This window comes from Enterobacter sp. 01-M-03-SI-ECC (genome assembly GCF_047530215.1).
In the GTDB taxonomy this organism is placed as follows: domain Bacteria; phylum Pseudomonadota; class Gammaproteobacteria; order Enterobacterales; family Enterobacteriaceae; genus Enterobacter; species Enterobacter chengduensis.
Genome location: NZ_JBLKDA010000011.1, coordinates 57,985 through 71,584 on the forward strand (window position 1 = coordinate 57,985; position 13,600 = coordinate 71,584).

At 55.7% G+C, this 13,600-nt stretch carries 16 protein-coding genes; 5 read left to right on the plus strand and 11 right to left on the minus strand.

Features of this window, described 5'->3' with window-relative positions; all coding sequences use genetic code 11:
- Window positions 1–122 precede the first annotated feature (122 nt).
- Entirely contained in the window at window positions 123–1,049 is a 927-nt protein-coding gene (locus ACMWKK_RS12225; protein ID WP_112781883.1) for a Kdo(2)-lipid IV(A) acyltransferase, read from the minus strand.
- Between the two features lie 221 nt (window positions 1,050–1,270).
- On the opposite strand from ACMWKK_RS12225, the gene ACMWKK_RS12230 reads away from it, so the two are divergent.
- Complete coding sequence (locus tag ACMWKK_RS12230) at window positions 1,271–2,320, plus strand: rhodanese-related sulfurtransferase (protein ID WP_045327124.1); 1,050 nt, start codon at window positions 1,271–1,273, stop codon at window positions 2,318–2,320.
- Window positions 2,321–2,361: 41 nt separating this feature from the next.
- Here ACMWKK_RS12230 and ACMWKK_RS12235 read toward each other — a convergent pair whose 3' ends face one another.
- The 9 genes from ACMWKK_RS12235 to mdtH form a co-directional block, all read right to left on the minus strand.
- Window positions 2,362–2,940: a YceI family protein gene (locus ACMWKK_RS12235; RefSeq protein WP_112781882.1), complete on the minus strand. Its 579-nt coding sequence runs from the start codon at window positions 2,938–2,940 to the stop codon at window positions 2,362–2,364.
- Window position 2,941: 1 nt separating this feature from the next.
- Entirely contained in the window at window positions 2,942–3,508 is a 567-nt protein-coding gene (locus tag ACMWKK_RS12240) for a cytochrome b (RefSeq protein WP_112781881.1), read from the minus strand.
- Between the two features lie 208 nt (window positions 3,509–3,716).
- Window positions 3,717–3,830: a YceO family protein gene (locus ACMWKK_RS12245; RefSeq protein ID WP_032639612.1), complete on the minus strand. Its 114-nt coding sequence runs from the start codon at window positions 3,828–3,830 to the stop codon at window positions 3,717–3,719.
- Between the two features lie 60 nt (window positions 3,831–3,890).
- Window positions 3,891–5,009, minus strand: a complete 1,119-nt coding sequence (solA, locus tag ACMWKK_RS12250; RefSeq protein WP_112781880.1) for an N-methyl-L-tryptophan oxidase — start codon at window positions 5,007–5,009, stop codon at window positions 3,891–3,893.
- A gap of 116 nt (window positions 5,010–5,125) precedes the next feature.
- Window positions 5,126–5,380: a biofilm formation regulator BssS gene (gene bssS, locus ACMWKK_RS12255; protein ID WP_003858012.1), complete on the minus strand. Its 255-nt coding sequence runs from the start codon at window positions 5,378–5,380 to the stop codon at window positions 5,126–5,128.
- A gap of 274 nt (window positions 5,381–5,654) precedes the next feature.
- Complete coding sequence (gene dinI, locus ACMWKK_RS12260; RefSeq protein ID WP_028012694.1) at window positions 5,655–5,900, minus strand: DNA damage-inducible protein I; 246 nt, start codon at window positions 5,898–5,900, stop codon at window positions 5,655–5,657.
- 74 nt (window positions 5,901–5,974) lie between these two features.
- A complete protein-coding gene (gene pyrC / locus ACMWKK_RS12265) occupies window positions 5,975–7,021 on the minus strand; it encodes a dihydroorotase (protein ID WP_112781879.1) in 1,047 nt (348 codons plus the stop codon).
- Window positions 7,022–7,147: 126 nt separating this feature from the next.
- Window positions 7,148–7,708 carry a lipoprotein gene (locus tag ACMWKK_RS12270; protein ID WP_032639620.1) on the minus strand — a complete coding sequence of 187 codons (561 nt, stop codon included), beginning with the start codon at window positions 7,706–7,708 and terminating at the stop codon, window positions 7,148–7,150.
- Between the two features lie 123 nt (window positions 7,709–7,831).
- Window positions 7,832–9,040 carry a multidrug efflux MFS transporter MdtH gene (gene mdtH, locus ACMWKK_RS12275; protein ID WP_045326946.1) on the minus strand — a complete coding sequence of 403 codons (1,209 nt, stop codon included), beginning with the start codon at window positions 9,038–9,040 and terminating at the stop codon, window positions 7,832–7,834.
- 236 nt (window positions 9,041–9,276) lie between these two features.
- Between mdtH and rimJ the strand changes: the two genes are divergently transcribed.
- The 4 genes from rimJ (at window position 9,277) to murJ (ending at window position 13,112) form a co-directional block, all read left to right on the plus strand.
- Complete coding sequence (rimJ, locus tag ACMWKK_RS12280; RefSeq protein WP_045326947.1) at window positions 9,277–9,861, plus strand: ribosomal protein S5-alanine N-acetyltransferase; 585 nt, start codon at window positions 9,277–9,279, stop codon at window positions 9,859–9,861.
- A 9-nt stretch (window positions 9,862–9,870) separates the two neighbouring features.
- Entirely contained in the window at window positions 9,871–10,521 is a 651-nt protein-coding gene (locus ACMWKK_RS12285) for a YceH family protein (RefSeq protein WP_112781878.1), read from the plus strand.
- Window positions 10,522–10,523: 2 nt separating this feature from the next.
- Window positions 10,524–11,447 carry a Gfo/Idh/MocA family protein gene (locus tag ACMWKK_RS12290; RefSeq protein ID WP_112781877.1) on the plus strand — a complete coding sequence of 308 codons (924 nt, stop codon included), beginning with the start codon at window positions 10,524–10,526 and terminating at the stop codon, window positions 11,445–11,447.
- A gap of 129 nt (window positions 11,448–11,576) precedes the next feature.
- Window positions 11,577–13,112 carry a murein biosynthesis integral membrane protein MurJ gene (gene murJ / locus ACMWKK_RS12295; RefSeq protein ID WP_112781876.1) on the plus strand — a complete coding sequence of 512 codons (1,536 nt, stop codon included), beginning with the start codon at window positions 11,577–11,579 and terminating at the stop codon, window positions 13,110–13,112.
- 59 nt (window positions 13,113–13,171) lie between these two features.
- Here the strand turns inward: murJ and flgN are convergent, their stop codons facing one another.
- Window positions 13,172–13,597: a flagella biosynthesis chaperone FlgN gene (gene flgN / locus ACMWKK_RS12300; RefSeq protein ID WP_112781875.1), complete on the minus strand. Its 426-nt coding sequence runs from the start codon at window positions 13,595–13,597 to the stop codon at window positions 13,172–13,174.
- Window positions 13,598–13,600 lie beyond the last annotated feature (3 nt).

Consider the following 13,600-nt stretch of genomic DNA (forward strand, 5'->3'; position numbering starts at 1 on the left):
GCAGAGCACCTGAAGCATAAGGTAATAAGCCTGCTAATTATGCGCCTGGGTTATGATTGCCGCAATGCGGGTGAGCTTTTAAAGCTAAAATGGAATGCGGCCCGGACGGGGCCGCATGAGGATCAATAGCGGGACGGCGTGCCCTGTGGTCGCGTTTTAAAGCGACGGTGCAGCCACATATACTGCTCCGGCGCGAGCATGATGCACTTCTCCACGACGCTGTTCATCCAGCGCGCGGTGGTTTCCGCATCGTCGAGCGGCGGCGCGAGCTCCGGCTCCAGCATCATCAGCTCGTAGCCTGTCCCATCCGGCTTACGGCGGGGAACAAATGGCACGATGGCCGCTTTTGACATGCGCGCCAGCATCCAGGTTCCGGTTGTGGTGGCGGCCTCTTCAACGGCGAAGAAGGGAACAAATACGCTGGCCTGTGGGCCATAATCGTGGTCGGGAGCATACCAGACCACTTCACCGGATTTCAGCGCGCGGATCATCCCCTTCAGATCCTTCCGGTCGATCATGCTTTTGTTGGAGCGCATGCGGCCGTTGGTCTGGATGAGATCGATGACCGGATTATCGTTAGGGCGATAAACGCCTATGCCGGGCGCCTGCATGCCGAACATGCGCGCCCCGATTTCCAGCGTCAGAAAATGGACGCCGATCAGCAGAACGCCCGTCTGGTTGGCCTGAAGCGTGTGCACCGGATCCATACCGGTTCCCGTTACCTCGCTCCAGCGAGCCATGCGTTTGTCCGGCCAGAACCACGCCATACCGGTTTCCATGAGCCCCATCCCGACGGATTCGAAATTCTTCGTGACCATATCGTGCCGTTCTGATTCGCTCATCTGCGGAAAACACAGCTCAAGGTTGCGGTACGCGATGGCGGCGCGGCGCTTCATAAACAGTTGCGCGAAACGGCCCAGAGATTTACCCAACCGGAAAATAACGGGGTAGGGAAGCTGTACCAGTAGCCATAAAAAGCCGATGCCAAGCCAGGTCAACCAATAGCGGGGATGCAAAAGGGCGACAGTAAATTTTGGTAACTGGGTCATGTCTTTCCTGTGTATAAACGTCCTGTTTTGCTAGTGTCTCATTTTTTGAGACGTAGCCAAAATATCTGCTGTCGAAGCGTGCACGAATACAGCAATTGTTTAGCCTGATTAATCAGGGAGTGTGAAATGTAGCGTAAATTGTGTGGATGTAAATTGGTTTTGTTTGCTATATGATGCCGACCGATTTTTTCATTCTCTCTAACGATCCAGGACTGTACACCATGCCAGTGTTACATAACCGCGTATCGAATGAGATGTTAAGAGCGCGTATGCTGGCTGAAACCGAACCGCGCACGACCATCTCGTTCTACAAGTACTTCACCATCGACGATCCGCAGGCGACCCGCGATGCGCTTTATCAGGCGTTCACCGCGCTGAACGTCTTCGGCCGCGTCTACCTTGCCCGTGAAGGCATCAACGCGCAGATTAGCGTACCGGAAAGCAAGGTCAGCGCCTTCCGTGACGTGCTTTATCAGTTTGACCCGGCCCTTAACGGCTTGCGCCTGAACATTGCCCTGGATGATGACGGGAAATCCTTCTGGGTGCTGCGCATGAAGGTGCGTGAGCGCATCGTGGCGGACGGTATCGACGATCCTGAGTTTAACCCGGCGGATGTCGGTGAATACCTGAAGGCCGCGGAAGTCAATGCGATGCTGGACGATCCGGATGCCGTGTTCATCGATATGCGTAACCACTACGAGTACGAAGTGGGGCATTTCGAGAACGCGATGGAAATCCCCGCCGATACCTTCCGCGAACAGCTGCCGAAAGCGGTTGAGATGATGCAGGAACATAAAGATAAAAAGATCGTTATGTACTGCACCGGCGGTATCCGGTGTGAGAAAGCCAGCGCGTGGATGAAGCACAACGGCTTTAATAAGGTCTGGCACATTGAAGGCGGCATTATCGAGTATGCCCGCCGCGCCCGCGAGCAGGGGCTACCTGTACGCTTTATCGGGAAAAACTTTGTTTTTGACGAGCGTATGGGCGAGCGAATCTCAGAGGATGTGATTGCCCAGTGCCATCAGTGCGGCGCGCCGTGCGATACCCATACCAACTGCAAGAACGACGGGTGTCATCTGCTGTTCATTCAGTGTCCGGCCTGTGCCGAGAAGTTTAACGGCTGCTGCAGCGAGCTGTGCAGCGAAGAGAGCGTCCTGCCGGAAGAAGAGCAGCGTCGCCGTCGGGCAGGGCGTGAAAATGGCAACAAGATTTTCAATAAATCACGCGGCCGTCTGAATACCAAACTGGGTATCCCTGACCCGGAATGATAATCACGCCCGGCAAGGCGAAAGCCTGCCGGGCGAATCTATTATGATTTCTGCTGCACACCTTCAACGGAAATAATCAGCTCAACGTCCTGAGATGCCGGGCCTAAATCCGTTGTGATATTAAAATCTTTCAGGTGAATTTTACCCGCCGCTTCAAATCCTGCGCGTTTACCGCCCCACGGATCGTCACCCTGACCCAGTAATTTAGCATCAAGCGTGACCGGTTTTGTTACGCCGTTAAGCGTCAGGTTGCCGGTAATATTCAGCTTATCGCCGTCTTTTTTCACCTCCGTGGAGGTGAAGGTCGCCTGCGGGAATTTCGCGACATTCAGGAATTCCCCACTGCGCAGGTGTTTATCGCGCTCTGCATGGTTCGTGTCGACGCTGTTCGTATTAATGGTCACATTGACCTTATCGGCCGCGGGATTTTTATCGTCAAAGGTGAACGTGCCGTCAAAATCCTTAAAGGTGCCGTACAGCCAGCTATATCCCAGGTGCTGAATACGGAAATTGACGAAAGCGTGCTGGCCCTCTTTATCAATTTTATAATCTGCCGCCACGGCGGAACCGGCGGTAAATAACAGAGAACCCAGTGCGATACCCAGCAGGTGTTTTTTCATTTTATGCTCCAGAGTCAGCTGACGAGCGGCCAAGCATGCGCTTTAGCGTATCGTCTTTATCAATAAAATGGTGTTTAAGGGCGGCAAGCCCGTGCAGTACGGACAGAATGACGACGCTCCACGCAAGCCAGAGGTGAACGACCCCAGCCGTATCCGCCTGAGCGCCCGCATCGCTGAGCGTGGCCGGGACGTCAAAAAGTCCAAAGACGCTGATCGGCTTACCGTCAGCCGTCGAAATGAGATAGCCACTAATCAGGATGGCAAACAGCAGCGCGTAGAGAGCAATATGCGCGGCGACCGCACTGATGCGGGTCAGTTTGCTGTGGGTCTTCGGCGCGGCGGGCGGCGGGGAAATATGCCGCCAGATGACGCGGAAAACCAGCCCCAGCATCAGAAGGACGCCAATGCTTTTATGTAACTCCGGTGCCTGATGATACCAGCCATCATAATAGCTGAGCGTGACCATCCAGAGTCCAAGTCCAAACATACCGTAGACGGCAAGAGCAAATATCCAGTGCAAACCTATGGATATTATTCCGTAGCGTTGGGGGGCGTTACGCAACTGCATTAGAATGTCCATTTTCAGATTAACAGAAATTTAAAAATGAACGGGGCGGCGAAATATTGCAACTGAAAAAACGGTATATGGACTGTTATTTTATTTATATCAGCGATTTTGAAAAGGATCGGCTAATGTAATTCAGTGAGGTCGGGCAAGATGAAATTAAGAGTTTCAACTAATATAAATTAACGTCAATTATTGTCAATCCGGCTTTTCAGTAAAATACAATGTAAACAAAATCAATAATGGCCAGCAGCGCCCATAGCAAGATATAGAGCATAAAATGCTCGCGAATATTGTTCATCAGAAAGTTAACGATCCTGCGCATAACGCCCCGTAGTGCCGTGTGAATGAAACGGGCCCCGGCACGTCCGGAGCCCGCGGCGGATTATCCGTTAAAACGAGAGAGGGAGAACGGCGTCAGATCAAACTGCGGCGTAATGCCCTGGGCAAACTGCACGGCGATTTCACCGAGCACGGAAGCAAACTTAAAGCCGTGACCGCTCAGCCCGGTGATGATCAGCGTGTTGTCATGCCCCGGCAGCGTATCAATGATAAAGTCCTCGTCCGGCGTGTTGTCGTAGGTACAGGCTGCGCCATAAAGCAGGCCACCGACGCCCGGAAGGATCGTGCGCAGGAACGTGAAGGCTTCTGACCCATCCTGTGGGAAGGCGCCGAAGGGTTTGCGCTCTTCAGGGGAGGAGATCGCCTGGCCCCCGTTGTGTTTACCGATTTTCAGCGCGTCCTTCTCGGAAGGGAAACCGTAGAACTGATCGCCATTCGGCAATTCGCCGGTGAAGGCCGGGAATTTATTCTGCGCGCTGTAGCGACCGTCTGACTGGAACCAGGAGAAGACCTTGCGCACCGGCTGGATCGGCAGGTCCGGCAGCAGGTGGGTAACCCAGGTTCCCGCGCTGACCAGCAGGCGGTCTGCGGAATAGTCGCCGTCAATCGTCGTGACCGTGACGCCGTTCTCGTCATGGGTGATGGCCTCCACCGGACAGTTAAACAGCTGTCCACAGCCGGCCTTCGCGGCAAGATCGATCCAGGTCTTGATCGCCGTTTCACAATGCAGCACGCCGGAGTGGGCTTCAAAGAGGCCAATGTAATCGTCCGGGACGGTAATTTCAGGCCAGCGCGCGGTAATACCCGTAGCGTCCAGCTTCTCCATGTCCAGATTAAAGGCCTTCGCGCTGCGCTCGACGCTGGCGAGAAATTCAGAATGGGCAGGACCCAGGTTGACGACGCCGGTACGCTCGAAAATGCGCTCTTCGGTCTGTTTCGCCAGCTCATCCCACAGCGTCTGGGCGCGAAGCACCAGCGGTACGTAGCGCTCGCCTTCTCCATACGCATGGCGCATGAGGCGAGTATCGCCATGGTGGCTACCCTCCGAATGAGGAGGAAGATGGGCATCGATCATCAGGACCTTCAGCCCTGCCTGCGTCGCGTAATAACCGGCGGCAGAGCCCACGGAGCCGCTACCAATAATGATTAAGTCGTATCTCATATGCATCTCTTAAACTGACGTTTTGTTAGCAGAGTAATTAACAACGCGGGCTTAGACAAGGGAGAAATAAATAAGGCACCGCGAGGGTGCCTGTAGAGAGAAAAGTGGGCATAAGCTTAGTGCCGTTTATACTCATTTTCCTGATAGTCGCCAGATTCTATTTTTGCAATACCTGCCTCTAAAATAGAAATAAACTGACGGGCGACGTCTGTTGTTAGCCACAGCGTCTGTCCAACTTCCGCTTCGTCACGGTTAAGTTGATTTGGGGTCTGGTAGTGCAAACGCAGCATCAGCGCATCGTAGCTATCTACGGTACTGATATCCCAGCCGACAAGTGGATGGGTCTGGATCACTTCACTATTCTTTTCCATTATAACCCCCTTAATGCGTGTTAGAAGACAACGGCTTTGAGGTTCAATGCATGTTTTTCTGAAAGCATCTTCAGTATACCAAGTAATAAGGGTTCCGACGGGAAAAATAAACAGGTGGCAACACATTTTTCTGCTTTTTAGGATTGTTCGAACAATAAAACACCATCTTGTTCACGATTCTTAAAGAAGATACCGAATTAATTTGAACTTACCGTATTTTTAGGCAAAAAAAAGCCGGGGCGACCCGGCAAAAAAACACAATGAGGGAGCAGTGTTAATCTGTGATAAACCAGTCGTCTGCGCTTTCCCATGTTTCCTGCAGGATTTCGCTGATGCGATCTTTATCTTCTTTCGCAGCACCCATGACGGAGAGGTTGTTTGCCGCGGCGTAGCGCACCGTGACGGCACCCGCGTTGTCGGGAAAGGTGTTGTTAATACGACGGGATAATTCGCCGGCCAGCGCATCAAGCGCGCCGGCAGGCAGAACGGTAGTTTTGGCAATGGTGACTTCAATACGCATAAATGCCCCCTGTGTAATATACTGTTTATTTATACAGGTATATTGTCGGTTTGACAACAAGGGGCATTGATTTTTTAACGTTTTACCGTCCAGTTAACGGTTTCGCCCGCCAGGAACGGGATCAGCGTATCATCCGTCAGCGCAATAGACTCCTCAACGTGGCTCGCTTTGCGCTCAAGTTCGATGAAGGTGTCGTTGACCGGCAGGCCGTAGAAGCGCGGGCCGTTAAGGGAGCAGAATGCTTCAAAATGGTCCAGCGCGTTCATCTCTTCAAATACGGTCGCGTAGCTGGCAAGGGCCGTTGGGGCATTGAAGCAGCCTGCGCATCCGCAGCTCGCCTCTTTACGGTGGCGGGCGTGAGGCGCGGAATCGGTGCCGAGGAACGCGCGGGAGAACCCGCTGGCCACCAGCTCGCGCAGCGCCTGCTGGTGGATGTTGCGCTTAAGGATGGGCAGACAGTACAGATGAGGGCGCACCCCGCCTACCAGCATATGGTTACGGTTAAACATCAGGTGCTGCGGCGTAATGGTGGCGGCGATAAGATCGTTACCGTCACGCACGTACTCTGCCGCATCTTTGGTAGTGATATGTTCAAAGACCACCTTCAGCGCGGGCAGGCGCTGGCGCAGCGGCTCCATCACGGTCTCGATAAAGCGGGCTTCACGGTCAAAGATGTCAATCTCGGCATGGGTGACTTCACCATGAACCAGCAGCGGCATGCCCAGTTTTTGCATGCGTTCCAGCACCGGCATGATGGCATCAATGCTGGTGACGCCGTGGCTGGAGTTGGTGGTGGCGTTCGCCGGGTAGAGTTTCGCTGCCGTAAATACGCCTTCGTTAAATCCGCGCTCCACTTCGTTCGGATCCAGCGAGTCGGTCAGATAGCAGGTCATCAACGGGGTGAAATCGTGCCCCGCAGGCACGGCATCCAGGATGCGCTGGCGATAGGCGATTGCGGCATCGACGGTGGTGACCGGTGGCACCAGGTTAGGCATGACAATCGCGCGGCCATAAATTTCGCTGGTATAAGGCACGACGGTTTTCAGCATATCGCCATCGCGCAGATGGATATGCCAGTCGTCTGGGCGGCGGATTTTTAAAACCTGGGGTTGTACAGTCATGGAAGCTCCGGCTTGTCAGGAATCAGTCATAAGGATGGCTGTTTTTGCCGGACACAAATCATAAGCGGAAACGTTTTCGTTTGCACACTTTTCCGGAAAAAAAAGGGCGCCGCAGCGCCCCTCAGGTTAATCGGTGAAAGGAATGATAATTTCTCCCGGCTTCACTTCTATCCCTTTCGCATATTTTTTCGCCAGAGCTTCACCCTTGCTTTTATCTTCACTTAAGACGTACGCGGGCTGCTGGTTAAAGTAATTGCGCAGCGACTGGTTCAGATAGGGCATCAGGGTTTGCAGAACCGGTGCCATCTTGTCCGGCGAAACCTGCGCATCGACGACTTCCATCTCCTGCAGGAAAATGGCCCCTTTCTCTTTATTGAACACCGGGAGTGCCTTCAGCTTGAGCTTGATGTTGGCCTTCTGATTGCCAAAGAGAGATGACATATCGAGAGCCGCATCGCCGGCCAGGGTGACTTTGTTTGGCTCTTCACGTCCGATCTGGCTGGTCAGATTCGTTAGCACGATATGCGCGTCCGCCAGCCCCGGCACGCCAATGTCTTTAGAAAAATTGTTATGCTTTTCCAGCGCCTGATTAATTTCCTGTTCACTGACGGTATATTGCGTGAGCTGGTTACAGCCAACCAGCAGGCCGCTGACGACTAATGCCGCGGCTAAGACAATTTTCTTCATAGTGTTCCTCAACGAAAAATCGGCGCTTCTGTCCTGTTGCGCCAGTATGTCAGTGTGAAATAGCAGAAACCAGCAGAAAAAACTGAGAAGTGGGGCGGGGAAGGTTCCCGCCCGAGGGAAAGGCTAGGCGCCCGGCTCGAGCATCCCGCTCGCGCTGCGCTTCTGGCTGAACTGCCACCAGAGGGCCAGCAGCGTCATAAAGCCCACCGCGCCGAGCATCATCCACGGCAGCTCGGGCTGGTTCAGCGCTTTGCCGGCATCAAACAGCCAGCCGCCGCCGGCGTAGCCTAATGCGCCGCCAAGCGCCAGCCCCAGTCGGCTGAAGCCCATATAGCTGCCGCGGGCACGCGCATCCGCAAGGGAGGCGCTCAGCGTTTCACGGGCAGGCTCGGCGATGATCGACCCAATATAGAACGTGCAAATCAGCGTAAACAGCTGCTGGAGAGAGTTCACCAGGCCGATCGGCATCATGCTCAGCGTCATCAGAAACAGGCCGGCCATCAGGCGATGTTCCAGGCGAAAACGCCGCTCGCTCCAGCGGGCAATAGGGTAAAGCAGGGTCAGTGACAGACAGGCTTCGATAGCGTACATCCACTTAACGGCAGCAGGCGTGCCCGCGATGTCGTTAACCATGATTGGCAGCATCAGCATGACCTGCACGGCCAGCATGTAATAGCCGGTCAGGGTCAACACGTAGGTGACAAAACGCTTGTCACGCATAACGCGTCCAAGCCCCTCGCGCACCGGCGCTTTCACCGTCGACAGTTTCCAGGCCGGAAGATAGAGGCCGTTGAACAGCGCGCAGAGGATAAAGAGCACCGCGCCAGCGGCGCAGACCAGACGGAAGTCATACTGCAGCAGCCAGCTTCCCAGCAGGGCGCCGACAACCGCCCCGGCGCTGTCCTGCATCATGAGAATCGAGAAGAAACGACCACGATGCTGCGGGCGAATCAGCTTCACCACCAGCGCGGTGCGTGGCGGATCGAACAGCGTACCCCCGATACCGGAGAGGAAACAGGAGAACCAGAGCAGCCAGGGCTCCTGGGCGACCGCCATTGTGGCAAACCCTGCCGCGCGCAGCAGCATACCGGTGACGATCATCGGCTTAGCGCCAAAGCGGTCAGCAATGGCCCCGCCAAAGACGCCCAGACCCTGCTGGACAAACTGGCGTAACCCGAGGGCAATGCCAACCATGAGTGCCGCCCAGCCCATTTGATCGACAAAGCGGATCGAGATGAGCGGAAAAACGACAAAAAAGCCGAGCACGACCAGCATGTTATCGACGAGCAGGAAATATTTACCCAGGCTCCTGGCCTGTGATACGCGGGACATTTTCCCTCCAGGGAAAATAAGAAGGTGAGCACGCTAACATTCTGCGGTGTCGCCGCGCGTTTTCCCACCCCTGGAGGTGACAATATTTTTTTATCAAAAGGGTGCTTTGATAGAGAGTTCTCATCGAAAATGGCGAAAAGAGGGCAAAATGGTATGTCACTGTTTTCACAGACGGCGCAGGCGCAGGTATAGTAAAGCTAATGGGTGAGCAGAAGTGACGGGAAGGAGTGGTATCGATGTTTGGCTATCGCAGTAATGTGCCAAAAGTGCGTCTGACAACGGACAGGCTGGTCGTTCGTCTGGTGCACGAGCGTGATGCCTGGCGTCTGGCGGATTATTACGCCGAGAATCGCCAGTTTTTAAAACCCTGGGAACCCGTTCGGGACGAGAGCCATTGTTACCCTTCCGGCTGGCAGGCGCGGCTCAGCATGATCGCGGAATTTCACAAGCAGGGCAGCGCGTTTTATTTTGCGCTGCTGGATCCAGAAGAGAAAGAGATTATCGGGATCGCCAATTTTTCAAACGTGGTGCGGGGGTCGTTTCACGCCTGCTACCTTGGCTACTCCATCGGCCAAAAATGGCAGGGGCAGGGGCTGATGTTCGAGGCGCTGACGGTGGCGATCCGCTATATGCAACGCACGCAGCACATCCATCGCATTATGGCGAACTATATGCCGCATAACCAGCGCAGCGGCAATTTGCTGGCGCGTTTAGGGTTTGAGAAAGAGGGTTACGCCAAAGACTATCTGCTGATAGACGGAGAGTGGCGCGACCACGTTCTGACGGCGTTAACCACCCGGGACTGGACCGCAGGTCGTTAAGGAGAAAAGATGAAGTATCAGCTAAACGCTACAGAAGCGCGCGTGATTGGGTGCTTGCTCGAAAAACAGGTCACTACGCCGGAGCAGTATCCGCTCTCCGTCAACGCCGTCACCCTGGCCTGCAACCAGAAAACCAACCGCGAGCCGGTGATGAACCTCAGCGAGCATGACGTTCAGGACGTGCTGGATGCACTGGTAAAACGCCACTATCTGCGCACCGTCAGCGGCTTCGGCAACCGCGTAACCAAATACGAGCAGCGCTTTTGTAACTCCGAATTTGGCGACCTCAAGCTCAGCAGTGCGGAAGTGGCGGTCATCACCACCCTGCTGCTGCGCGGGGCGCAGACCCCGGGCGAACTGCGCACGCGCGCGTCGCGTATGCACGAGTTCAGCGATATGCAGGAAGTCGAGCAGACCCTGGAAGGGCTCGCCGGGCGTGAAGACGGCCCCTACGTGGCGCGTCTGGCGCGCGAGCCGGGCAAGCGCGAAAGCCGCTATATGCATCTTTTCAGCGGCGACGTCGAGGCCGCTACCGCGGAGGATGACGCGGGATCTCCAGCAGGCAACGACACGCTTGCCGCGCGCGTAGAGGCGCTGGAAGAAGAGGTCGCCGGGCTGAAGCAGCGTCTGGATGCCCTGTTGGCACATCTGGGAGACTAACCGTGAAAAAATTACGCGTAGGCGTGGTGGGGCTGGGGGGCATCGCGCAAAAAGCCTGGCTGCCTGTTTTAGGTGCTGCGACGGACTGGACCCTGCAAGGGGCATGGTCCCCCACCCGAGAAAAGGCAGAACGGATCTGCGACACCTGGCGTATGCCGTATGCGGCATCGCTTCAGGATCTGGCCCGCGACTGTGATGCGGTCTTTGTGCACACCTCAACGGCCACCCACTACCAGGTGGTGAGCGAATTGCTCAACGCGGGCGTTCACGTCTGCGTGGATAAACCGCTGGCGGAAAATGTCCTGGATGCGGAACGGCTGATTGAGCTGGCAACGCGCAAAAAACTGACGCTGATGGTGGGCTTCAACCGCCGCTTCGCGCCGCTTTATCAGCAGCTGAAGGCGCAGTCGGGCACGCTCGCTTCGCTTAGGATGGATAAGCACCGCACCGACAGCATTGGGCCAAACGATCTGCGCTTTACTCTGCTGGATGACTATCTGCACGTTGTGGATACGGCGCTGTGGCTGGGCAACGGCGAAGCGCTGCTGAAAAGCGGTACCCTGGTGACGAACGACCAGGGGCAGATGGTCTATGCGGAACACCACTTTGCCGTTGAGCACCTTCAGATTACCACCAGCATGCACCGTCGCGCGGGGAGTCAGCGTGAATCCGTGCAGGCGGTGACCGACGGCGCGCTGTACGACATTACCGACATGCGCGAGTGGCGGGAAGAGAAGGGGAACGGCGTGGTGACGCTCCCGGCGCCGGGCTGGCAGAGCACCCTCGAGCAGCGCGGTTTCGCAGGATGCGCCCGCCACTTTATCACCTGCGTGCAAAATCAGACGGCTCCTGAAACGTCTGGCGAACAGGCCATTCTTGCCCAGCGCATTGTGGAAAGGCTCTGGCGTGAGGCCATGAGCGAATAACCCGCTGTAACATCTGCGGATAGTAATTCGTTGAAATCCGGTTAGACTAAGCGCCGCTTGTTGGCTTTGCCGGGTGGCGCTTGCGCTTACCCGGCCTATACATCCGTATGGTTCTGGAAATTCACGTTAATGAACTTATTAAAATCGCTGGCGGCCGTCAGCTCGATGACCATGTTTTCCCGCGTGCTCGGTTTTGCGCGCGATGCCATTGTGGCAAGGGTATTTGGTGCAGGGATGGCCACGGACGCCTTCTTCGTCGCGTTCAAACTGCCGAACCTGCTGCGTCGTATTTTTGCAGAAGGGGCGTTCTCTCAGGCATTCGTCCCAATTCTGGCGGAATATAAAAGCAAGCAGGGTGAGGACGCCACGCGCGTCTTTGTCTCTTATGTCTCCGGCCTGCTGACGCTGGCGCTGGCGGTGGTGACCGTCGTCGGGATGCTGGCCGCGCCGTGGGTGATTATGGTGACCGCGCCGGGCTTTGCCGATACGGCTGATAAATTTGCGCTGACCTCGCAGCTGCTGCGCATTACTTTCCCCTATATTCTGCTCATCTCGCTGGCCTCGCTGGTGGGGGCCATCCTCAATACCTGGAACCGCTTCTCGGTGCCGGCGTTTGCGCCGACGTTTCTTAACGTCAGCATGATCGGTTTTGCCCTGTTCGCCGCGCCGCACTTCAACCCGCCCGTGCTGGCGCTGGCCTGGGCGGTCACCGTCGGCGGCGTGCTGCAATTGGCGTACCAGCTGCCGCACCTGAAAAAAATTGGCATGCTGGTGCTGCCGCGCATCAATCTCAAAGATGCCGGCGCGATGCGCGTGATTAAGCAGATGGGGCCCGCCATTCTCGGCGTCTCCGTCAGCCAGATCTCGCTGATTATCAACACCATCTTTGCCTCTTTCCTGGTGTCCGGCTCGGTATCGTGGATGTACTACGCCGACCGTCTGATGGAGTTTCCGTCCGGGGTGCTGGGCGTGGCGCTGGGGACTATTCTGCTGCCGTCGCTGTCGAAAAGCTTTGCCAGCGGCAACCACGATGAATATTGCCGCCTGATGGACTGGGGTTTACGTCTTTGCTTCCTGCTCGCGCTGCCCAGCGCGGTGGCGCTGGGTATTCTGGCCAAACCGCTGACGGTATCGCTCTTCCAGTACGGCAAATTCACCGCTTTCGATGCGGCAATGACCCAGCGCGCGCTGATTGCCTACTCGGTCGGACTGATGGGGCTTATTGTGGTAAAAGTGCTGGCGCCGGGGTTCTATTCCCGTCAGGACATCAAAACGCCGGTAAAAATTGCCATCGTGACGCTGATTATGACGCAGCTGATGAACCTGGCGTTTATCGGTCCGCTGAAGCATGCCGGCCTGTCGCTATCGATTGGTCTGGCGGCCTGTCTCAATGCCGGACTGCTGTACTGGCAGCTGCGCAAGCAGGATATCTTCACGCCGCAGCCGGGCTGGGCGAGCTTCCTGATGCGTTTGATTATTGCGGTACTGGTGATGTCTGCGGCATTGCTCGGCATGATGTATGTCATGCCGGAGTGGTCTCAGGGCACCATGCCCTTCCGTCTGATGCGGCTGATGGCCGTGGTGGGCGTCGGGGTGGTGGCGTACTTTGCTACGCTCGCGGTGCTGGGCTTCAAAGTGAAAGAGTTTGCCCGCCGTACCGCATAAACGCCAAAAGGGGAGTTCACCTGATGGTGCTCCCCACTGCATGATTTGTCGCCCAGGCTTCAAATCGAAATCTTTTTAACTCCCGCAATACGCGCCGTCGCTGTCTGACCGTCCGCTCCGTACAGTCCGGTTTCTTTATGCGGCTTCAACACCTCAAGCGCCTTCTGATTACGCTCAATCTGACCTTCCAGCAGCCAGCCGTTGTGCTGGTTGAGGTCGCGCAGGTGCTGGGTTTTTTCGGTAATGGTCTGCCAGCGCTCAACAATATCGTCATTGGCGCTGCGCTTAGCATCTTGCTCAGCGCGACGCTGTTGCTCAAGATAATCCAGCGTTGCCAGGAGCGAACTTTTGTCTTCAGTAATGCGCTGCAGCGCGCTGCCGTTGATGTGACCGGAAGAGAGATGCTGCTGCTCAGCGTCCATTACCGTTTTCAGGTCGTTCAGGACAACCGTCATTTGGTCCAGTATTTCTGACAGTCGACTCATACG